Source organism: Endozoicomonas sp. ALE010 (genome assembly GCF_049310165.1).
In the GTDB taxonomy this organism is placed as follows: Bacteria; Pseudomonadota; Gammaproteobacteria; order Pseudomonadales; family Endozoicomonadaceae; genus Endozoicomonas.
Window position 1 is genome coordinate 22,808 of the sequence record NZ_JBLYNV010000042.1, and the last position, 21,505, is coordinate 44,312.

The window sequence follows — 21,505 nt, forward strand, 5'->3', positions numbered from 1 at the left end:
TTACTCCTTACGCCGGTTCAGCAGCGTTGACGGACACCGTAGTACGAGCATTACGTGCGCCAGTATTCAGGTCCTGCTCCTGATGACGGGCAATAAAACCCGCGCTCTGCTCTTCAAGTACCTGAATCAGACGACGACTCTTGCTATTCACCAGGCTGTGGGTAAACAGGGTCGGAATGGCGACAACCAGACCCAGCATGGTGGTCACCAGGGCTTCGGAGATACCGTTTGCCATCAGCTTCGGGTCACCGGTACCAAACAGGGTAATGGCCTGGAAGGTAGCGATCATACCAACCACGGTTCCCAGCAGGCCCAACAGTGGTGCTACTGAAGCGATCAGTTTGATACCACCCACACCGCGTTCAATGGAAGGCGCTGCACGCATGATGATTTCATCAAGTTTCAACTCGAGGGTTTCAAGGTCGGCATCACGGTTATCCTGATAAGCCTGCATGATGTCACCCAGAGGATTACCTTTGATGACCTGATCGGTTTTCTGCTGTTTGCGAACCCCCTGACCAATTCGTGTCAGGTTAATAAAGCAGGCAGCCGCCAGCAGCAGACCAAAGGCACCCAGACCAAGGATGACATAGCCGACAACACCACCCTGATCGATTCGCTCACCAATACTTGGGCTTTGCACCAGCAGCGAGAGAATCTGGCCACGAGATGGATCTACATAGAACGGTGTATAACCGGCGGCAGAGGCTTCCAGCTCAGCAACGGCAGAGAAAATGCCGGACTGTGGCTGGCGGGACAGCTCCTGGAACTTGCCAACGGCTGGAGAGTAAGTCAGGTATTTACCATCGGCGATGGCATTAAAGCTACCGACACGAATGATGTCTTTCTGAGCCTCACCGCCTTCTCCGTAAACAACCGTGGCCGACATGTTAACCACACGACCGGATTCCACCATTTCACGGAGTACTTCGTGCCAGAACTGTTCCAGTTTGGCGGTTGTGGGCAGTTTTTTACTTTCTGCCATTTCCGCCATAAAAGTGGTTCTTTCAGGATATTGTGCGGTGATCATGGAGGCTTCAAAGATACCTTTGTTATCACCGGCAAACTGACGCACAACTCCGAACAGTTCTTTCAGCTCTCCAGAGCGAATATCCAGCGTATTCTGAGTTTCCTTAAGAACTTTCTCATTGTCGTCTGACTGCTTGAGCAACTGGTCACTCAGGTTTTCCTGAGCCTTAAGCTCCGCTTTAGCTTCCGCCAGCAAACGCTGTTGTGAGTTTTTGTCACTCAAAAACCGTGCTTCACGGGCTTTGTTTTCACGGCTTTCGGTAACGCTGTCTGCCTTGATTTTATTCAAAAGATCCTGCAGCGCAGCAGCACCTTCGCTGGCACCGGCCGAGAATGTCAGGCCAAGCCCCAAGGATACCACCAGTGGTTTTACCACTGCTTTTGTAATAGCGGTAATGTACTTCATTATGCATCCTCCGCAGCGCGTACCGGCAGTTTGATCAGGTTATGGGGTGCCTGTTTGCGGGCAATTTTCAGGCCCTGGTTAACACCGGCACGGTAGTTATCCGGAAGTACTTCCCAACTGCGGGTGTCGCTGTTCCACTGACCGGTTTCTTCGCCGTCCAGGGATTGGTAAAGCAGCGCCAGGCGACCTATACGGAGGAAGTTGTAGGTACGGGTATCGTCACCTTCACCGAGACTGGCTTCATAGGCCTCGATGGTACGACCAAAGTCGTTTTCAATCTGATAGGCTTCAAGAATTTTGCGGTATTTTTCCGAGGTAGTGACGTTGGGGCTATCCATGGTTTCCCGGAGGCGGGCGACACGGTCAGTCCGTTCTTCCAGCTGGAAGGGCACATCCAGGGCAATAAAGTCTTCCAGACCATCCACCATTTTCAACATCAGTGGTGTGATTTCGATATTGGTCTGATCCAGTGTTTCGATCTGGGCCAGCATGGATTCAATTTCTGCTTGCTGGGCATTGACGACTTTTTGCAGCTGACGGTTATAGACCGTTAATGCTTCCACCTGTCGAATGGTGCTTTTGTAATCAGCCAGCAGTTCCTGGGTCTGGTCAGAAAGGGTATTCACCTTCGCCTGGGAGCGCTGGGATGCTTTATCGGTTTTCTGTTGTGTTGTGAGTGCACTGCTCAAAGGGTCCTGGGCAAATGCGGTTGGAATGACTATTGAAGCGGACAACGCAGTGCTGAGTACCAGCGTGCTGCACAGGCCTTTTACCTTGTGGGTGGTTTTTTTCTTATCCATGGACTGCCATTTCCCATGTGTGTTTTTGTTGTTTACTTGGAGTTGATTCCCATGATCTGCATGGGAACCAGGTTGGGTTCAGGTATGCACTCCCAAGGGAGCCTGTCGAAACGGGATTAGAACTTTGTATTCACATTCAAGTAGAAGAATCTTCCTGTAGTGTCATAAGTTCTATCGTCTGTATTTGCATTCAGAGCAGTTAAGACCAGTGGCGGTGTTTCATCGAATAAATTCTCAACGCCAGCAGAGACTGTTGTTTTCCACTCATCGAAGAGGTAGCTGACACGAACATCATGATAGAAGACAGAATCAATTTTATTGAATGTCTCGTCTTCACTATCGATCTCTTCCTCTAAGTGATGGACATAGCGCAGGTCGTAATTCGCCGCCCATGGGCCGTCACTCCAATTTGTTCCGAGGTTTGAACGCCAACGAGCAAAGTTCCCACCATTATCATCCGGCTCACCTCTGTAGCGGCCAGCATAATTAATGACTGCACCATTAACCTGAGTTACATCATATTGATCCAGATAGGTGATATCCCAGTTAAAGCCAAGCTGGCCAAAACTGTAGTTATCTTTGTAGCGGAAATTCATATCCAGGCCGCGGGCTTCAATCTTGCCAACGTTTTCCTGACTATCATTAATGAAGAGAATCTGTTCTGTGTCATTGCGCTGGATTGAGTCACAAAACTCGCCAGTAGCCTCACACTGATTCAAACGGTATTGAGCCCCGACATTCATGATTGCATCGTCAATCACAATATCCCACAGATCGAAAGTAGCTGAGAATCCGGGCAGAGATTGCGGTGATAAAACCAAGCCCAATGTCTTAATCTCAGCTGTTTCTGGTTGCAGATCCGGGTTACCCCCAATGTTCACATCAAACTGCTCACGATCATCAATTCCTCTTGGATCATCCAGTTTCTCAGCGGACTGGACTGTTCCGGAATAGAGCTCACTCACAGACGGTGCTCTAAACGACTCGGAAAGTGTACCCCGCAGCATTACCGTATCGTTTGGTTTATACGTTAAACCATAACTCCAGTTGGTTGTATCACCAAAGGTATTATAATCCGAATAACGTGCAGCAATGGACGCATCCAGTGATTGAACAAACGGCATATCGGCCAGCAAAGGAATAGCCAGTTCACCAAAAGTCTCTTTTACGGTATAAGAACCTTTAGTCGCAGCTTGTAAGCCTGCTACATCGTTACCATCCTGAACCTGCTGGTCCGGCGTATAGGAACCAGACTCTTTCCGCCAACTGTAACCACTGGCAAAACCTAACACACCGGCTGGCAACTCTAATAACTCACCATTAACGTTAAATTCCCAATTCTTTTGCTCGTTCTCACCCTCTGCCTTCTTTACGTATGTCACGTAATCAAGAGCAGCCTGACTAGGAGTTCCGAATAGATCCAGCGGTACGCAACCGGCAATCACTTGACCTCCACTGTCAAGACATTCACTGCCGTTTAAACTCCTTCCAATCGAGTTAGCAAGCTCTTGCGACAAAAACGAGTTTTGTGTATCCGTTCCGGTATTTTTCCCGTAGTTATAAAACAGCTCCCACTCCCAATCATTCTGGAATTGACCGTCCAGCGAAAATACAGAGCGCAAAGTCTCATTTTCATACTTCTGCACTCGTGGACCTGCCTCAACCATTCGACGACGCCAATCAACTATCTGCTCGCCCGTAGGATTATAGAAGTTATCACTGGCAATTGGCCCAATACCACCAACACCTGAAAATGCACCAAAAATAGGCTCGGGAGCCAATTGTATAGTTGACTTACGCTGAGCAAAGGAAAGCTCCGAAGACGCTGTGACTAAACCAAATACACCGGATTCTGCCACCATATAGTCAGCAAATAGATTGGCATAATAGCGGTCACTTGGTGTTTGGATATAGTTATCAGGCTGATAATTATAAAGGTCATCTGGCCTATCAAAGTCCCTGAGAGCGCTCCCTTCCTCCTTGCCGTATGTAAGGGTTTTAGTAACAATCTTAGTAACTGAGTTACTCTTTTCTTTGCCATCAATAGTGACTTTGTCTTCATTAATATTAACAGGAACACCACCAATAGTTGCTATCGGATTACCATTACCGTCAATAGTTACAGCATATTTAATTTTCTCACCGCTGATATTTTTATCAGCTTCTCCATCAGCATCGGTATCTGCGTAAGTGAAGAAATTACCACCATCACGCTGAGGCACCACATAATAACCCCAAGGTACAGCAGTGCTCCCGCCAATATATTTTTCATTCTTTGCCGTATTGTACAGGATATCGTTTTCCGACCACTTACGATCTCCAGCCATAATGTCTTTCTGTTGCACAGCAGTCAGACTGAAAGTAATCGAACCTCGATCAAACTCTTTACCACCAGCAATATCAACCTGGGCAATATTTCCATCACCCTCACTAGACTGACCGTGATAAAAATTCGTTTCGACCCCATCAAGGTTTTTTCGGGTAATAATATTTACAACACCTGCAAGTGCGTCAGAACCATACATAGCTGACGCACCATCCTTCAATACTTCCACCCGCTCAACCATAGAGACAGGAATCATTTGCAGATCTACTGTACTTTTCGCACCTATGCCACCTGGCACAAAACGACGCCCGTTAACAAGAACCAGCGTACGTCGAGCACCCAAACCACGAAGAGAGACTGTTGAAGAACCATCACCACCATTATTTACAGCAGAAGATAGAGCCGCGCCACTAACAGATGGCAATTCCTGCAACAGCTCACCAATACTTGATAGACCCGACTGAACAATTTGATCGCGGGTAAGCACCTGAACAGGGTTGGCACCCTCAACATCTACCCTTGAAATTCGAGACCCGGTCACCTGGATTTTCTCCAGCTTTTCAACCGAATCCTCATTAGAATATGCTGCCGACGAGACAAACGAAGACCCTAAAGCAACAGCAACCGCTGTGCTCAACACCGTCCTTCTAAACATTATTTTTCCTTGCTCACTTGTTGTGTTTATTATGGCCAGCCTGAGCTTTTGGCTCCTTGCCTGTACACCGCCGTGGCGGGCTACGCTCTTACTACTTCCATCCCCGATGGAGACATCCCCTTGTAGCTCCCCTGTGCTGATCCGGTTATTAGCCTTCACAACACTATTGGCTTATCACCAATTTATACTGCAATTGTCGGTTAGACATTGATGCAGTCATACCTGTAATGCTTTCACATCCATAAACGCGACCATGCAATCATCATTCCAATTTTTACGTCACCCGCAAAAACAAGGATTAAAAACAGAAACAAATTATACTTTCACAGCCGTACGTATATTTCATTTTTGTGACAGGTAAGCGCACTGTAAGTTTTTTTAAAGAGAAAAATCAACCAAACAACACAAAAAAATAGGTATTTTCACCTACCAGCCTCGCAAAAAGGATATTTTACTAGCCAATTGCAGATAACAAAGGCTTTTACTCTGCAATTTTTTTCCACCATCCTCTGTCAGTCATCTTTTCTATTTTGCACCATATTGATGCCTTTTGCTTTTTGATTGCACCATTAGACGTCATAAGACGTATTATTAATTGAAAGGTGACGAGGTAAGGATAAATACGTACAATTCTTTAGCGACTGATCAGCCAACACCCTGGCTATCTCTGAAAAATGTATGCGTCTCTGGTTCAACATCTGCTTGACGCATGGCGAACAGAAGCCCACTGGCTCTGACCTCCGATAACAATAAAGAGAACAATCATGCCGCAAAGCCCCACTTCAAAGTGGGCCGCTATTCTGACTGCAACTCTAGTGCTTTCGGGATGCTCAGGCCCCTGGAATGACCCGAATCCACCAGTGGATTCAGAAGACGTTACCTACTTTGGCAGTTTCATTACCCGGCCCAAACATCTGGACCCGGTTCGCTCCTACAGTGCGGAAGAAAAGCTGTTTATTGACCAGATTTATGAGCCACCACTGCAATACCACTTCCTCAAGCGCCCTTATGAGCTGGAGCCTGCTACTGCTGCATCAATGCCGACACTGGAGTTGCTTGACGAGAATTTAAATCCGGTATCTGACGACAGTCAGGATGTCGCATTCAGCCTGATTACCATACGACTCAAGCCAGGCACCATGTATCAGCCCCACCCAGCACTTGCAGAAGACGATCAGGGCAAACCGGTTTATCTGTTTAACTCTGCGGAAGAAAGTGAACAGTACACGCTGCTGAGCGACTTTCCCGCCACCGGTACCCGGGAACTGAAAGCAGACGATTACATCTATCAGATCAAACGGATGGCTGATCCGGTCAACAAATCACCGCTGCTTGGTTTGATGACCGATTACATTGTCGGCATGAAAGATTTTGGTGCATGGGCCAAAGAGAACCGACAGGAAGAAGCGTGGCTGGACCTTCGCACTCACCCCATGGAAGGACTGACCAGGGTGGATGACTATACGTTCTCCATTCGCATTGAAGGCATTTACCCGCAATTTCAATACTGGCTTGCCATGCCTTTCTTTGCGCCTGTCCCCTGGGAAGCCGATCGTTTTTACCACAACCCCGGATTTCCAGATCGTAACCTGACGCTGGACTGGAACCCCATTGGTACCGGTGCCTTTATGATGACGGTGAACTCACCCAATCGTGAAATCGTTCTGGAGAGAAACCCGAATTTCCGACAAGAACTCTACCCTTCTGATGGTTCGGTCGATGATCAGAAAAAAGGCTACCTGGCCGATGCTGGGAAGCCACTGCCGTTTATTGACAAAGCCATTTTTCGCTATGAAAAAGCGGCTACCTCCATGTGGAGCAAGTTCACCCAGGGTTACTACGATCGCTCCGGTGATGGCGACCCAAACATCAATACGGCCACCTTCGACCAGGCGTTTACTGTCGGCCCAGATGGACTCGAGCTGACCCCGGAACTGGAAAAACGCAATATTATTGTTGATGAAGAAATCCGCCCCTCGCTCTTCTACACCGGCTTTAATATGGTCGATTCAGTCGTTGGTGGATATACAGAAGATAAGCGCAAGCTACGTCAGGCCATCAGCATCGTGTATAACGATCAGGAGTACATCGATATTTTCCGCAATGGTATTGGACAGGTAGCCCAGGGCCCCATCCCACCGGGCTTATATGGTTATGCCGAAGGAGAAGCGGCAACGAACGCCTATATCTTTGACTGGGACCCGGCAACCAAAACACCCAAAAGAAAATCCGTTGAGTACGCCAGGCAATTACTGGCTGAGGCGGGATACCCCAATGGACGACACCACGAAACCGGTAAGCCGTTGATCCTCTATATGGATACCATCTCTGCGGACAGCAGCCCAAGGGCGGACTGGATCAAAAAACAGCTGGACAGGATTGGCGTACAACTTGAGTTCCGCACCACCGACTACCCGCGCTTCAAAGAAAAAATGCGCCAGGGCAATACCCAGATGTTCGGCTGGGGATGGCTGGCTGACTACCCGGACCCTGAAAACTTCCTGTTCCTTCTGGACAGCCGACAGGGTCTGGTGAAATGTCAGTGTGCAGGCAGCAATTCTACCAACTACGACAACCCTGAGTTTGATCGTTTATACGACAAAGTTAAAACACTGGCCAATGGGCCAGAGCGGCTGGCCGCTATCAATCAGATGGTCGCTATTGCCCAGAAAGACAGCCCATGGATCTGGGGTTTTAATAACAAAGAGTATTACCTCTCCAACCAGTGGGTGTACAACACCAAGCGCCACGGTATTAGTCAGGGAACCCTGAAATATGTTCGCGTTGATCCTGCGCTCAGAGAACAAAAGCAAAAAGAGTGGAACCAACCCATTGTCTGGCCACTGATGGCCAGTATCGGCTTGTTATTCCTTTTGGTTGTTCCTGGTATCAGGGCTTATCGCCGCAGGCAGAAACTGACGATTGATGCTTCGTAGAGATAAAAATATGTTTTCCTACATAATTAGAAGACTGTGCTACGCCATTCCAATTTTGATTGGCGTAAATCTGCTGACGTTTGTTTTATTTTTTATCATCAACACGCCTGAAGATATGGCAACGGCTCATCTTGGGGATAAGTACGTAACCGAAGACGCGGTGCAGGCATGGATCGCTGAAAAAGGGTATGACCAACCCCTTTTCTTAAACGGTGATGCCGATGGACTGGGAATACTCACAGACACCATCTTTTTTAACAAGTCGTTAAAACTGTTTGCTTTCGATTTTGGCACTTCCGATGCCGGCAGAAGTATTCAGTCCGACGTTCTGGATCGCATGGGACCAAGCCTGGCACTGGCTCTTCCTACCTTCTTTATTGGGATTTTTGTCAACATCTCGGTGGCTCTGATGGTATTGATGTTCCGTGGCAGCAGCCTGGACCGTTTTGCGGTGGTGGTCTTTGTTACCCTGATGTCCATCTCCTATCTGTTCTATATCATTTTCGGCCAGTACTACATGGCGAAAATGTCCCGCCTGTTCCCGGTATCCGGATTCAATGACGGTATAGACGGCTGGCGTTTCCTGATATTGCCCATTGTGATTGGTGTGATCTCCGGCATTGGTGCCAGCGCCCGCTGGTACCGCTCGCTGTTTATCGAAGTAGCCGGACAGGATTTTTCCAGAACAGCCCGAGCCAAAGGCGTCAGCGAGGCGGGCGTGCTGTTCCGGCATATTTTGCCCAATACCATGCTGCCAATTCTCACCGGGGTGGTGGTTGTGATTCCAGTGTTGTTTATGGGTAGCCTGGTTATGGAATCATTTTTCAGTATTCCGGGCCTTGGCAGCTACTTGCTGGACGCTATTCGTGCGCAGGATTTTGCCATTGTCAGAGCAATGGTCTTTCTCGGCTCTGTTCTTTACATCATTGGTTTGATTCTGACCGATATTTCATACACCTGGGCAGATCCCCGGGTTCGATTGAGCTAAACAGCGAGGGACGTAATTATGGATTTCGAAATCGGACCCGGCCTGTTTGGCGATGGCTTTATGTGGACCATTTTATGGAGTGATGCACTGATCTTTTTGCTGGTCGGTGCAATCTCCCTGTTTGTCGCCTCATTTCAGCGCAACCCCCAAAACATGGAACGCTGGCGGCAGGTGTTCGCCACCAGACTGGGCATGGCAACCTTTGTTATCATCATGTCCTATGTGGTGATTGCTTTGGTGGACTCCATCCATTTCCGCAAAGCGCTGCCGGTTACGGAAGGTCAAAGTAGCGAACATGTGTTTTACAGCAATGATGTGCATAGCCTGTTGGATCTTGCCCTTGGTGAGATGGGTGAACGACCTGAGCGTACCTACTCAGCACCTTTTGCCCTGAAATCATGGAATAAGGAAAACCTGTTACTGCCGGATGGAGAGCGGGTTCGGGATTACCCGGAGCTGGCCTATGGCGGTGCACATTTGGCAAGCCCGGAATCATTTGTTAAAGATGTTGCTATTAACTCACTGATCGGAATTGGCAAAGGCCTGGCTGTTGCTTTGGCACTGATCGGCCTTCATGCCCTCTGGTTGCGTAGAAGCCAGTCTGCCGGTGTTGGTGACATAAGCCCTCTGCCCTGGAAGGCAGCCTGGATTACCTTTGCCATTATCATGGCTGTGCTTGGCTGGTTGATCACCCTGGGCAATCTTTATCATGTTCTGGGTACCGATCAGGCCGGAAACGACACACTCTTTGAAAGCCTGAAAGGCATTCGGACCGGCGTATTGATTGGCACACTGGCTACCCTGATCACCATGCCTGTGGCTATCAGCCTGGGGCTGGTAGCAGGTTACTTCAGGGGCTGGATTGATGATGTCGTGCAATATATTTATACGACGCTTATCTCTATTCCCGGTTTGCTATTGATCGCAGCCTCCGTTCTGCTGTTCCAGGTCTGGATCAATAATAATCCACAGTTCTTTGAGATTGGCCTGGAAAAAGCCGATGCCAAGTTCCTGGCTCTGTGCTTTATTCTGGGCATCACCAGCTGGACAACCCTCTGTCGTCTGCTGCGGGCAGAAACTCTGAAGATCAGTCAGCTTGACTACGTTCAGGCTGCACATGCCTTTGGTGTCAGCCATTTCCAGATTATCAAACGGCATATCCTGCCCAACCTCAGCCATATCATTATGATCTCCTTCGTACTGGACTTCAGCGGTCTTGTACTGGCGGAAGCGGTTCTTGCCTACATTGGTGTCGGTATTGATCCTGCCATGGCCAGCTGGGGCAATATGATCAATATGGCCAGTACAGAACTGTCCCGTGAACCATCTATCTGGTGGAATCTGTGCGGAGCTTTCTTCCTGATGTTTACCCTGGTGCTGTCCGTCAACCTGTTCTCTGACCTGGTGCGCGACGCGTTTGACCCAAAAACCAAACTGGAGACGGCATGATGACGGTAACAATGACTGAAGCACGATCCACTGCCTACGTTCAAACGGCCACCAGTGAACTCACTATAAAAAAGCAAACAGTCGATAAATCGCTGGCGCTTTCCGTCAGCAACCTGAGTGTTCGCTTGCGTCATAAGCCATATACGGCCATTTTGAAGGATGTCAGTTTTGACCTGAAAAAAGGTGAAGTGTATGCACTGGTTGGGGAATCCGGCAGTGGCAAATCCATAACGTCCCTGTCCATTCTGCGACTACTGCCGGATGCCCTGACCATTACCAGGGGTAAAATCGCCTTGCCTGAAACCAGCCTGTTCGCTTTAACGGAGCAGGAAATGGGCAGTATACGCGGCAAAAAGATCGCCATGATTTTTCAGGATGCACTGACTGCCTTGAACCCGGTACAAACCGTTGGGGCTCAGATTGCAGAGACTTTGAAAATTCATACCTCGCTGAGTTCTTCAGAAATCCGTGAGCGGACGGTTGAACTGTTTCGGGAAGTAGGCTTGCCTGACCCAGAGAAGCGGGTTGACTGGTATCCCCACCAAATGTCCGGTGGTCAGCAACAGCGTGTGATGATTGCCATGGCTTTGGCCTGTGAACCCGATATTCTCCTGGCGGACGAGCCAACCACCGCTCTTGATGTGACGATTCAGAAACAGATTCTGGAACTGATTAAAACGCTGACCGTAAAGCACAAACTGGCCGTTCTGCTGATCACCCACGATATGGGGGTTGTTCGTCAGACTGCTGACCGGGTTGGCGTTATGTACCAGGGTGAGATCATTGAACAGAATGCTTGTGAAGCCTTCTTTGCCGATCCAAAAGAAGCCTATAGCCGACAGCTGATCGATAGTCTTCCGGATTTGGACAAGTACCGTTCACTGGAAAAAGAAGCGTCCCTGTTAACCGTGGAAGACCTGAAAATTCACTTCCCGGTGCGCAAAGGATTATTTCAGCGGGTGCACAGCTACACCAAAGCCGTTGATGGCATCAGTTTTGCCATTGGCAAAGGGGAGACTCTGGCACTGGTTGGTGAATCCGGGTGTGGTAAGTCTACGACAGGACGCGCCATTCTTAACCTTGAGAAAGCCACTGCTGGCAACATCTGGTACAACAGCCTTTGTGTCAATCAGCTAACCCGCCGGGAAATGCTGCCACTGCGCAAGAAGATTCAGGTTATTTTCCAGAACCCGTTCTCTTCCATGAACCCACGCATGACCGTTGGCGATATTATTGAAGAGGGAATGGTCAGCCTTGGTCTTGAACTTTCTAAAGAGGAGCGGATTCAGCGCATTGAATCTCTGCTTGCCCGAGTAAGGCTTGAGCCTGAGCATCGTCACCGCTACCCACATGAGTTTTCAGGGGGTCAACGACAGCGTATTGCCATTGCCCGGGCTTTGGCCGTAGAGCCGGATCTGATTATCTGTGACGAACCCACCAGCGCCCTGGATGTTTCCATTCGGGCTGAAGTACTGGACTTGCTGTTAGAGCTTCAGAGAGAGTTACAGGTATCCTATCTGTTCATCACCCACGATCTTTCCATTATCCCTCACATCGCCCATCGCGTTGCGGTCATGCAGGGTGGCAAGATTGTTGAACAAGGTCTGACTGAACAGGTTTTGACTCAGCCACAACATGAATACACAAAAATGTTGCTGGATGCGGTTCCTTCGGCCCATTGAATTGAGAGTGAAGTTGGTGTACGTTCCCACCGCTCCGCGTGGGAACCAGGACACCTCAGACAATTATTTCTTGCTTTCTTACCTGCTCCTTCCCGTATTTTTTTATTAATGACCTGAACTGGTCATAACTTAAACCCAACATTTCTGCTGCCGCTTTTTGATTATGCCGGCAGTTTTCCATGGCATGATGGACAAACGAGCGCTCTGTCTCTGCCAGGACACCCTTCAATTCTACGACCTGCCCATCTCTCATCTGCTCAAGCCATAATTCCAGCTGTCCAGTTTTATTGGTTACATCAATATCAGAAGAAGAACTTCGATATTCTTCTTTGGATGTCTTTACGTCTGGCTCGTTCGATGATTTTAATCCGGAAAGCCATGGGGAACTGAATGGGTCAAGCACAATGTCCTCAATGGGTTCACCCGGGATGCCATGACATACACTGCGTTCAACAACATTCTTAAGTTCCCGGACATTGCCAGGCCACTGATAGTTATCCAGCGTTTCAATCGCTGAGCCTGAAAAGCCTGCAAAGCCTATGTCGTCCTCTATCTCTCCCAACTCGTGAGAAATTCGCACTGCAAAATGATTGGCAAGTAACAGGACATCTTCCTGTCTGGCTCGCAGAGGAGGGATAGCCACCACATCAAACGCCAGTCGATCCAGAAGGTCTTCCCTGAAGCGTCCTTCTCTTGCAAGCTCAGGTAAGTTTTCATTGCTTGCGGCTACCACCCTCACATCAACCTGCACAGGCCTGGAGCTGCCAACCCGGTATAACTCGCCATATTCCACAACCCTTAGCAATTTTTCCTGCAGCCTTGGCCCCATGGTCGCCAACTCATCGAGAAAAAGAGTTCCTCCATCAGCCGCTTGAAAAAGACCCGTTCTCGCCTGTCGTGCACCGGTGAATGAACCGGCCACGTGGCCAAACAGTTCTGAATCCAGTAGTTCATCATTGAATGCGGCGCAGTTAAGCTTAACAAGATTCTGTTGCCATCGTGGTGACAGATAATGCAAACGACTTGCGACCTCTTCCTTACCCGTTCCCCGCTCTCCCATCACTAATACCGGACGCTCATGGCGAGCATAGCGGGAAATTGACTCAAGCATCTCAAGAAATGCAGGCGATGAGCCGATCAAAGTCTTCTTCCTGGAGGAAATGATGTCGGGCATTGTTTTTGTTATTCGAAAGCTATGCGATTTAAACCATTGTCTGGTCTATCAAACCACATAGTGGCCAAAAAGACCACGGTCAAAAACTGTCAGCTCTAAACAGAAATTTAATAACTCTTTAATAAACAGCAGGTTATTGTAACTTGTCAGGTTGGCACAGTTTCTGACCTGTTAAATGGCAAGTAAATATTTAATGAAAGGAATTCTAAACATGAAAGCACTGCTTCAATCTGTTATTGTCTCACTTGGTTTGATTAGCACAGTTGCTCTTGCCGATGAGCTGCCACTGTGGTCAGAAATGATTTCTGACACTGAAATGAAAGCACTGCAAACGGAAGCCATGGAGCAAATAGAACAGGAACTGATGAAAGAGCTGCCAGCAGATCTCGCCAGACATCACCAGTTGATTAATGAGCACCTCTTTGATCAGCAGCCATTAAATGAGACCGTTCAGCAAAATGACAACAACAGCCATTTAAACAAGAAAAAAGACGACAAGCTCATTATTAATTTTTTGAAAATCAACCCGAATCAGGGAGCGCAGTCATGAGTATTTTTTCCCGTCTCAGTGACATCCTGAATGCAAATATCACCGCTCTGCTGGATAAGGCAGAAGATCCTGAAAAAATGGCTCGCCTGATGCTTCAGGAAATGGAAGAAACCCTGGTTGAAGTGCGCTCCGATGCCGCAGGTCTGATCGCCGATAAAAAAGATATCGAACGACAGCTGGCGAACAGATTGAGCAATATTGAAGAGTGGACCGCCAAAGCCAGACTGGCACTTGAGCATAGCCGTGAAGACCTTGCCCGCCATGCTCTGGCAGAAAAGCAAAGATTGCTGTCAGAATCCCGGGAAAAAGAACAGTATCTGGCAGAAATGGAACAGCAGCTTGGCCGCCATGATGAAGACATACAGCGTCTTCAAAATGCCATGAAGGTAGCTCGCAAACGTCTTGAGTCTCTGCGCCTCAGAAGGCAGGTGAGCCAGAATCGTCTGAAAATGCGGGAGAGCACCCGGGAAAAGGCCCGGTTGCGTCAGGAAGCCAGGTTCGAAGAGATGGAAAGGGATCTGGATGCATTGGATAGCCAGTTAGAAGCTGAAGGTCTTGGTACTTCAGAACTTGAGCAGGAATTCCAGAATCTGGAAATGAACAGTGCAGTGGAACAAGAACTTGCCTCTCTAAAAGCATCTCTGTCCACAGAAAATCCTGAAAAAGCCGTTTGATAATGGTTAAAACAACAATACTGAATTGATCCAAAAAGGGAGTCACAATACCTATGGAATATGTCATCGACGGCATTGTCCCTATCAGTGCCATTCTGATTTTATTCCTGTTCCTGCCCTGGCTGGTCTTCCACTACCTGACACAATTGCGTCAGGCCAGACAGTTGGATGAAGATTCTCAGGAGCTTTTTGAAGCCACTGTACACCGGGTAGAAGTCATGGAAGAACGAGTTCATGTTCTGGAGCGTATTCTGGACAATGAAGTTCCGGGCTGGAGGACTCGTCAATGAGAGTGATCAGAAAAATTTTCACTCAGCAAAAGGAAGGTGAAGCCTCTCCCGCTATCATGGGCGTGTGCAGCTATATTGCCAACCGATTTCATCTGGATGTTCTTGCCGTTCGCCTGAGTGCAGCAGGTATTGCTTATTTCACGTCAACCTCTCGCGCCATCCTTGCCTATATTGCCATTGGTGTTGTCCTCAGCATTAGCTCAGGAAAAGACACTTATCGAGGGCGTCGGATCAAGAAAATAGAAGTAGATGTAAACTCTGAGTCGGCAGAACAAAACGACGATGTCCTTATTAATGATAAAGAAGCAGCGCCTGGACTGTCTAAAAACTCTGTCAGTCAACTGGCCCGTAAAGTAACAAGACTGGAAAGTCGTCTGTCCCGAGTCGAGGACAGCGTAACGTCAAATCATTTGAAATTCGCTCGTGAGTTTCGAGATCTGCAATCTTCAGAAAAACCTGCCAGGCAAGAATCATAACCTCCCCCCCTGCTGATCAAGACAGATTGCAATACATATTCATATCTGTTCTTATTGGCAAGTTGTTTGCTAACACAATAAAAACGACTTCGTACTTCTATATATCGCTACGTTGTTGAGCATGGATACCCTCCGGGCTTAAGTAGACTGTCGATACTTACTACATAAGAAGACCATGAAAAGAGGAAGTAGCACCCGTGAAAATCAAACAATTCAAGCAACTTAAAGCTGGCTTGCTGGCTGTTTCTATTGCGCTTTCCGGCACATTGCTAACCACTGCGAACAACGAGGCCCTTGCTGCCGGCACACTCCGTATCGGCAATATGGGGGAGCCCGCCTCTCTTGATCCACACTTCATTTCAGGCACCTGGGAAAGCGGCATTGTTGGCAATATGTTTCTTGGCCTGACCACAGAAGCAGCCGATGGCACCATCATTCCCGGAGCTGCCAAAAGCTGGACAGTGTCAGACGATGGTCTTGTATATACGTTCACACTCAGAGACCACACCTGGTCTGATGGCAAGCCAGTGACCGCACAGGATTTCAAAATGGCACTGGAACGTATCCTGAAGCCTGAAACTGCTGCTGGTTATGCCTCCCTTCTTTATACCATCAAAGGTGCTGAAGATTACAACACCGGCAAGGCAGGTCCTGAAGCGCTTGCAGTAAAAGCCATTGATGATAGTACTCTCGAAATTACACTTTCCGGCCCGGCCCCTTACTTTATTGCACAGCTGGCCCATTACACCGCCTACCCTGTTCCGAGTCACAAAATCGAAGAGCTGGGTAAAAACTGGGCAAAAGATAGCAACATGGTCAGCAATGGCGCGTTCACTCTGAGTGAGTGGACACCTAACGCTCAGATTCGCCTGGAAAAAAACCCGCAGTTTTACGACGCTGCGAATGTATCGCTGGATGAACTGGTTTACTACCCACAGGAAGACCGTTCAGCTGTACTGAAGCGAGTTCGGGCTGGCGAGGTCGACATTCAAACAGACTTTGCTTCTTCAGACCTGAAATGGCTGGAGAAAAACATGCCGGACTACGTGCGCATCGCACCGTATCTCGGCGTTTATTACTACCCTCTTAACCTTGATGATGATGTGCTGAAAGACCTGCGTGTCCGGAGGGCACTGGCGATGACCATTGATCGCAAAATTCTCACTGAAAAAGTGTTGAGAACGGGTGAAGTAGCGGCATACAGCTTTGTACCACCCGGTACTGGCGACTACGGCTCATCTCCTGAAGTCAGCTGGAAAGGAATGAATCAGGCCGAGCGTGTCGCCGAAGCGCAAAAACTGATGAAACAAGCGGGTTATGATAAATCTAATGCACCTACCATCCGGCTGAGTTACAACACGTCAGAGAACCATAAGAAGGTTGCGATCGCTGTTGCTGCCATGTGGAAAAAAGCACTGGGTGTGAAAACTGAACTGTTCAACACTGAAGTCAAGGTTCACTACGACAACCTGAAAACCCGGGATTTTCAGGCTGCCCGCGCTGGCTGGATCGCTGACTATAACGATCCGCAGAACTTCCTGAATCTGATGGAAAGCCGTAACACTTCTCAGAACTACGCTAACTTTAATGACGGCACCTACAACGATCTGATGAGAAAAGCGGAGCTGGAAGCTGACCCTGTCAAGCGTAATGAATATATGCGACAGGCTGAAGTTATTGCGCTGAACGAACTGCCAAATATACCTATTTACCACTATGTATCCAAAAACCTGGTAAGTCCGAAGGTTGATGGCTGGATTGATAACGCCTCCGATATCCATCGGGCCCGATACCTTTCTATTAAGTAACTGGACAGCCTCCTGCTGTTGTACAGCAGGAGTGCGCTCAAAAGTTGTCGTGCGCCACGGATGGCCATGAATAACAAAACGAAGAGGGAACTCCAGAGGAAAGAGCGAATTGTTCCATGTTCTCCTATATTCTCAAGCGGTTGCTGACGGCGATTCCGACGCTGCTCATCATCATTACCATCGCATTTTTTATGATGCGTATTGCCCCCGGTGGGCCGTTCGATCAAGAACGACAGTTACCCCCGGAAATTGAAGCCAACATTCTCAAAGCCTACGATCTGGACAAACCAGTCTATGAACAGTATTTCATTTACCTTGGTAAGCTGCTTCAGTTTGATTTTGGCCCTTCTTATAAATTCAGAGACTTTTCCGTTACTGAGCTGATTTTGTCCGGCTTACCAGCCAGCTTCCAGATTGGCGGACTTGCTATATTGCTGGCGACGTTTATTGGCATTGGTTTAGGAACACTTGCAGCACTTTATCAGAACCAGAAAACCGATTACGCCATTATGGGCGTTGCGATGACCGGTATAGCGGTTCCTAACTTTGTTGCGGCCCCAATTCTTTCCCTGGTATTTGGTGTCTACCTGGCCTGGTTACCGGTTGCAGGCTGGGGCGATGGCGCTGCCAGAAACCTGGTTTTACCCGTAATCTCTCTGGCCCTGCCCCAGATCGCTTATATTGCCCGACTGACCCGGGGTTCAATGATTGAGGTTCTGCACTCTAACTACATCAGAACGGCAAGAGCTAAAGGAATTCGTGAACGCCTGGTGGTCATTCGCCATGCCATCAAAGGTGCTTTGTTGCCTGTGGTTTCCTATTTGGGGCCAGCGGTTGCCGCTGTGACTACCGGCTCGGTAGTGATTGAGTCTATTTATGATATTCCCGGCGTTGGCCGTTACTTTGTCAATGCCGCACTGAACCGTGACTATCCATTGGTAATGGGTGTGGTGATTTTCTACGCAACCCTGATTCTCATTATGAACCTGATCGTGGATGTGGTGTACAGCTTTCTGGATCCAAAACTGAGGGTTAGCGGATGAGCAACATCATGAATGTGAACGATAAACTGGCCACGTTTAACGACAACTTTTCAGATTCAGCCGATTTAACTGAAGTTGCTGGCCGCTCTCTCTGGCAGGATGCCCGTATTCGCCTGATGCGAAACAAGGCGGCCGTGGTTTCAATGATCATTCTATCCATCATTACATTGATGGCTATTTTTGCTCCCTGGCTGTCATCTCACCCTTTTGATGAGGTCTATTGGGACTTTATTCAAGTGCCTCCCAACGCTGCTGAAGGCTTCTGGTTTGGTACCGATGAGAATGGTCGAGATCTGTTTGTCCGCACGCTCTATGGAGCAAGAGTTTCGCTCATGGTTGGTCTGGTAGCCACAGCCGTCTCACTGGTCATCGGTGTCGTTTATGGTGCTGTAGCTGGCTATATGGGTGGGCGTATCGATAACATCATGATGCGTTGTGTGGATATTCTTTACTCCCTGCCTTTCATGTTCTTTGTGATTATTCTGATGGTGATCTTTGGTCGCAACATTTATCTGATCTTTGTCGCATTAGGTGCTGTTGAATGGCTTACCATGGCCCGTATTGTGCGAGGTCAGACCCTGGCGGTTAAAAAGAAAGAGTTTGTTGAAGCAGCCCATGCCAGTGGCGTGTCAACGACAAAAATTATCTTCCGCCATATCATTCCCAATATTCTTGGGCCGGTGATCGTCTATATGACACTGACAATTCCCCAGGTCATTCTGACGGAAAGTTTTCTCTCATTCCTGGGTCTCGGGGTTCAGGAGCCTTTGACCAGCTGGGGCGTTTTGATTTCCGAAGGGGCAAAAGTCATGGAATCCGCGCCCTGGATGCTGGCATTCCCAGCCACTTTCCTGGCCATCACACTTTTCTGTTTCAACTTCATTGGTGATGGTCTGCGCGACGCACTGGACCCAAAGGATCGATAACTATGAACGAGAACAGCATCATTCTTGAGGTCAAAAACCTCAATACCCGCTTCGATACACCGGATGGTGAAGTAGCCGCCGCCAATGAAATCAGTTTCACCCTGAAGAAAGGTGAAAGTCTGGGTGTCGTGGGCGAATCCGGTTCCGGAAAAACCCAGATATTTATGGCTTTGATGGGTTTGCTGGCAAAGAATGGCAAAACCACGGGTGAAGCTATCTTTAAAGGCCAGAACATTCTTGGACTGCCCGTTAAAGAACTGAATAAGGTGCGTGGCGTTTCTCTGTCCATGATTTTTCAGGACCCAATGACATCCCTGAACCCCTATCTGAAAGTCTCACGACAGATGACTGAAGTCCTGATTGAACATCAGGGCATGAGCCAAAAGAAAGCCCTGGAGCGATCCATTGAAATGCTGGAACTGGTAGGCATACCAGAGGCCCGTAAGCGGGTTCATATGTACCCCCATGAGTTCTCTGGTGGCATGCGTCAGCGAGTTATGATTGCTATTGCGCTGCTCTGTGAGCCGGACCTGTTAATTGCTGATGAGCCAACCACTGCGCTCGATGTTACCATTCAGGCTCAGATTCTGGACCTGCTCCATGACCTGAAAGACAAACTGGGTATGTCCATTGTGATGATTACCCATGACCTGGGTGTCATTGCCAGTATGTGCGATCATGTGATGGTGATGTATGGTGGTCGTGTGGTTGAAACCGGATCCGTACAAGCACTCTTCAGTGATGCAAAACACCCATACACCCGGGGTCTTTTGCAATCCATGCCGAGAATTGATGGTGATCATAATGAAGACCTCTACGCAATTCCCGGACAGCCTCCCAACCTTCAAGCATTGCCACAAGGTTGTGCATTTCAGCCCCGATGCCAATATGCGACCAATCTCTGTCAACAGGAGCGCCCTCAAACCACTGAGTTTGATGCTGGTCGAACGGCCTCTTGTCATCAACTGAGTTCAGCTTTTCACACCAGCAACCCTGTTAAAAATAATCCTGTTAATGTCGTGGAAGGTGTTTTATGACGGTTACTGAGCAAGCGCCAATCCTTACAGTAGAAAACCTTAAGGTGCACTTCCCCGTCGATACAGGCACATTCTTCACGAAAAAAAAGACTTTGAAAGCCGTCGATGGTGTCAGTTTCCAACTTCATGAAGGTGAAACCCTTTCTGTCGTTGGTGAGTCTGGCTGCGGGAAATCCACGCTCGGTAGAGCAGTTCTGCAATTACTTCACAATACTGATGGACAGGTTGTCTGGATGGGGCAGAGCATCACCGGGCATTCCGTAAAAGAGATGCGCCCTTTGCGCAAACAGATGCAGATCATTTTTCAGGATCCGCTGGCCAGCCTTGATCCGCGCATGACCATCGGCGAGATTATTGCTGAACCACTGATCACCCATCATCCAGAGCTTGCTGGTGAGGCGGTCAGGGACCGTGTTCGTGAGATGATGAATATTGTTGGCCTGTTGCCACACATGATCAACCGTTACCCCCATGAGTTCTCAGGTGGACAGTGTCAGCGAATCGGTATTGCCCGGGCAATGATTCTTCAACCCAGGGTGATCGTCTGTGATGAACCTGTGTCCGCACTGGATGTCTCTATTCAGGCGCAGATCATTAATCTGCTGGGAGAGTTGCAACAGAAGTTTGGTCTGTCACTGCTGTTTATCAGTCATGATCTTTCCATTGTCCGTCACATCAGTCATCGGGTAATGGTTTTGTATTTGGGTAATATTATGGAGATTGCCGATAAAGATGATCTCTATAACTCGCCAAAACATCCTTATACACAGGCTTTGATTTCCGCAGTTCCGGCTCCGGACCCTGCAGTGAGAAAGAAGCGGGTAGTATTGAAAGGCGATTTACCTTCACCGATTGATCCACCATCAGGCTGTGTCTTCAGGACTCGCTGCCTCTATGCGGACGAACAGTGCTCACAGAAAAAACCAGACCTTGTTGATTGCTCCACGTCCGGATTGAATCAGCATCACCAGGTTGCCTGTTATAAAACTGATATAATCGACGGTTGACCAATATGCGGGGTGATTTACTCCGCTCTTCAGTGCTGCTGATTAAAACCGAAAAGCCGCCTAATAAAGTATGGCCTGCTCTATGCCTGCCTTGAAGTTCCCGATGGCGGCTAACCCCGGAGAATTAATACCATGTCTATGGGGGAACAATCAGAGGGGGAAGGGGCTTGAAAACAAACTGGGAACTGTCTCAAGAAAAGACGGCAGGATTTGAAAACACCAACAATAGCACTTCATAGTTAAGAAAAG

The 21,505-nt window shown here is 48.4% G+C and carries 17 protein-coding genes; 13 read left to right on the forward strand and 4 right to left on the reverse strand.

Annotated elements, in window-relative coordinates:
• Positions 1 to 7: 7 nt before the first annotated feature.
• The 3 genes from ACO6UY_RS16385 to ACO6UY_RS16395 form a co-directional block, all read right to left on the reverse strand.
• Positions 8 to 1,435, reverse strand: a complete 1,428-nt coding sequence (locus ACO6UY_RS16385) for a MotA/TolQ/ExbB proton channel family protein (RefSeq protein WP_422490645.1) — start codon at positions 1,433 to 1,435, stop codon at positions 8 to 10.
• The gene (locus tag ACO6UY_RS16390; RefSeq protein WP_422490647.1) at positions 1,435 to 2,235 is read right to left on the reverse strand and encodes a DUF3450 domain-containing protein; all 801 of its coding nucleotides are present in this window, start codon (positions 2,233 to 2,235) and stop codon (positions 1,435 to 1,437) included. The genes ACO6UY_RS16385 and ACO6UY_RS16390 overlap by 1 nt, the downstream gene beginning before the upstream one ends.
• 116 nt (positions 2,236 to 2,351) lie before the next feature.
• Positions 2,352 to 5,216 (reverse strand): TonB-dependent receptor domain-containing protein, encoded by a 2,865-nt coding sequence (locus ACO6UY_RS16395; protein WP_422490649.1) that lies wholly within the window; start codon positions 5,214 to 5,216, stop codon positions 2,352 to 2,354.
• Positions 5,217 to 5,980: 764 nt separating this feature from the next.
• Here ACO6UY_RS16395 and ACO6UY_RS16400 point away from each other — a divergent pair.
• Genes ACO6UY_RS16400 through ACO6UY_RS16415 form a run of 4 tightly spaced genes read left to right on the forward strand, consistent with a single transcriptional unit; the run spans position 5,981 to position 12,271 of the window.
• Complete coding sequence (locus ACO6UY_RS16400) at positions 5,981 to 8,152, forward strand: ABC transporter substrate-binding protein (RefSeq protein WP_422490651.1); 2,172 nt, start codon at positions 5,981 to 5,983, stop codon at positions 8,150 to 8,152.
• 10 nt (positions 8,153 to 8,162) lie between these two features.
• Entirely contained in the window at positions 8,163 to 9,140 is a 978-nt protein-coding gene (locus ACO6UY_RS16405) for an ABC transporter permease (RefSeq protein WP_422490653.1), read from the forward strand.
• A gap of 18 nt (positions 9,141 to 9,158) precedes the next feature.
• Positions 9,159 to 10,589 carry an ABC transporter permease gene (locus ACO6UY_RS16410; protein ID WP_422490655.1) on the forward strand — a complete coding sequence of 477 codons (1,431 nt, stop codon included), beginning with the start codon at positions 9,159 to 9,161 and terminating at the stop codon, positions 10,587 to 10,589.
• Complete coding sequence (locus ACO6UY_RS16415) at positions 10,586 to 12,271, forward strand: ABC transporter ATP-binding protein (protein ID WP_422490657.1); 1,686 nt, start codon at positions 10,586 to 10,588, stop codon at positions 12,269 to 12,271. The genes ACO6UY_RS16410 and ACO6UY_RS16415 overlap by 4 nt, the downstream gene beginning before the upstream one ends.
• Before the next feature lie 55 nt (positions 12,272 to 12,326).
• Here ACO6UY_RS16415 and pspF read toward each other — a convergent pair whose 3' ends face one another.
• Positions 12,327 to 13,412 (reverse strand): phage shock protein operon transcriptional activator, encoded by a 1,086-nt coding sequence (gene pspF, locus ACO6UY_RS16420; RefSeq protein WP_422490659.1) that lies wholly within the window; start codon positions 13,410 to 13,412, stop codon positions 12,327 to 12,329.
• Between the two features lie 244 nt (positions 13,413 to 13,656).
• Here pspF and ACO6UY_RS16425 point away from each other — a divergent pair, with 244 nt between their 5' ends.
• From ACO6UY_RS16425 to ACO6UY_RS16465, 9 genes are all read left to right on the forward strand, one after another.
• On the forward strand, positions 13,657 to 13,995 hold the full coding sequence (locus ACO6UY_RS16425) for a hypothetical protein (RefSeq protein ID WP_422466133.1): 339 nt from the start codon (positions 13,657 to 13,659) through the stop codon (positions 13,993 to 13,995).
• Positions 13,992 to 14,669: a PspA/IM30 family protein gene (locus ACO6UY_RS16430; RefSeq protein ID WP_422466131.1), complete on the forward strand. Its 678-nt coding sequence runs from the start codon at positions 13,992 to 13,994 to the stop codon at positions 14,667 to 14,669. Before ACO6UY_RS16425 ends, ACO6UY_RS16430 begins: the two co-directional genes overlap by 4 nt.
• Before the next feature lie 53 nt (positions 14,670 to 14,722).
• Positions 14,723 to 14,959, forward strand: a complete 237-nt coding sequence (gene pspB, locus ACO6UY_RS16435) for an envelope stress response membrane protein PspB (protein ID WP_101746715.1) — start codon at positions 14,723 to 14,725, stop codon at positions 14,957 to 14,959.
• Positions 14,956 to 15,435, forward strand: coding sequence for a hypothetical protein (locus tag ACO6UY_RS16440; RefSeq protein WP_422490661.1), 480 nt, complete (start codon positions 14,956 to 14,958; stop codon positions 15,433 to 15,435). The genes pspB and ACO6UY_RS16440 overlap by 4 nt, the downstream gene beginning before the upstream one ends.
• Before the next feature lie 197 nt (positions 15,436 to 15,632).
• A complete protein-coding gene (locus ACO6UY_RS16445; protein ID WP_422490662.1) occupies positions 15,633 to 17,243 on the forward strand; it encodes a peptide ABC transporter substrate-binding protein in 1,611 nt (536 codons plus the stop codon).
• 116 nt (positions 17,244 to 17,359) lie between these two features.
• Positions 17,360 to 18,286: an oligopeptide ABC transporter permease OppB gene (oppB, locus tag ACO6UY_RS16450; RefSeq protein ID WP_422462411.1), complete on the forward strand. Its 927-nt coding sequence runs from the start codon at positions 17,360 to 17,362 to the stop codon at positions 18,284 to 18,286.
• Positions 18,283 to 19,212, forward strand: coding sequence for an ABC transporter permease subunit (locus ACO6UY_RS16455; protein WP_422490664.1), 930 nt, complete (start codon positions 18,283 to 18,285; stop codon positions 19,210 to 19,212). Before oppB ends, ACO6UY_RS16455 begins: the two co-directional genes overlap by 4 nt.
• A 2-nt stretch (positions 19,213 to 19,214) precedes the next feature.
• Complete coding sequence (locus ACO6UY_RS16460) at positions 19,215 to 20,249, forward strand: ABC transporter ATP-binding protein (RefSeq protein ID WP_422462415.1); 1,035 nt, start codon at positions 19,215 to 19,217, stop codon at positions 20,247 to 20,249.
• Positions 20,246 to 21,256, forward strand: coding sequence for an ABC transporter ATP-binding protein (locus ACO6UY_RS16465; RefSeq protein ID WP_422490666.1), 1,011 nt, complete (start codon positions 20,246 to 20,248; stop codon positions 21,254 to 21,256). Before ACO6UY_RS16460 ends, ACO6UY_RS16465 begins: the two co-directional genes overlap by 4 nt.
• Positions 21,257 to 21,505: the final 249 nt, after the last annotated feature.

Bases quoted from the DNA above. Each gene is read 5' to 3' on its own strand.
- ACO6UY_RS16385 (WP_422490645.1), bottom strand. From the start codon at position 1,435: ATGAAGTACATTACCGCTATTACAAAAGCAGTGGTAAAACCACTGGTG.
- ACO6UY_RS16390 (WP_422490647.1), bottom strand. From the start codon at position 2,235: ATGGATAAGAAAAAAACCACCCACAAGGTAAAAGGCCTGTGCAGCACG.
- ACO6UY_RS16395 (WP_422490649.1), bottom strand. From the start codon at position 5,216: ATGTTTAGAAGGACGGTGTTGAGCACAGCGGTTGCTGTTGCTTTAGGG.
- ACO6UY_RS16400 (WP_422490651.1), top strand. From the start codon at position 5,981: ATGCCGCAAAGCCCCACTTCAAAGTGGGCCGCTATTCTGACTGCAACT.
- ACO6UY_RS16405 (WP_422490653.1), top strand. From the start codon at position 8,163: ATGTTTTCCTACATAATTAGAAGACTGTGCTACGCCATTCCAATTTTG.
- ACO6UY_RS16410 (WP_422490655.1), top strand. From the start codon at position 9,159: ATGGATTTCGAAATCGGACCCGGCCTGTTTGGCGATGGCTTTATGTGG.
- ACO6UY_RS16415 (WP_422490657.1), top strand. From the start codon at position 10,586: ATGATGACGGTAACAATGACTGAAGCACGATCCACTGCCTACGTTCAA.
- ACO6UY_RS16425 (WP_422466133.1), top strand. From the start codon at position 13,657: ATGAAAGCACTGCTTCAATCTGTTATTGTCTCACTTGGTTTGATTAGC.
- ACO6UY_RS16430 (WP_422466131.1), top strand. From the start codon at position 13,992: ATGAGTATTTTTTCCCGTCTCAGTGACATCCTGAATGCAAATATCACC.
- pspB (WP_101746715.1), top strand. From the start codon at position 14,723: ATGGAATATGTCATCGACGGCATTGTCCCTATCAGTGCCATTCTGATT.
- ACO6UY_RS16440 (WP_422490661.1), top strand. From the start codon at position 14,956: ATGAGAGTGATCAGAAAAATTTTCACTCAGCAAAAGGAAGGTGAAGCC.
- oppB (WP_422462411.1), top strand. From the start codon at position 17,360: ATGTTCTCCTATATTCTCAAGCGGTTGCTGACGGCGATTCCGACGCTG.
- ACO6UY_RS16455 (WP_422490664.1), top strand. From the start codon at position 18,283: ATGAGCAACATCATGAATGTGAACGATAAACTGGCCACGTTTAACGAC.
- ACO6UY_RS16460 (WP_422462415.1), top strand. From the start codon at position 19,215: ATGAACGAGAACAGCATCATTCTTGAGGTCAAAAACCTCAATACCCGC.
- ACO6UY_RS16465 (WP_422490666.1), top strand. From the start codon at position 20,246: ATGACGGTTACTGAGCAAGCGCCAATCCTTACAGTAGAAAACCTTAAG.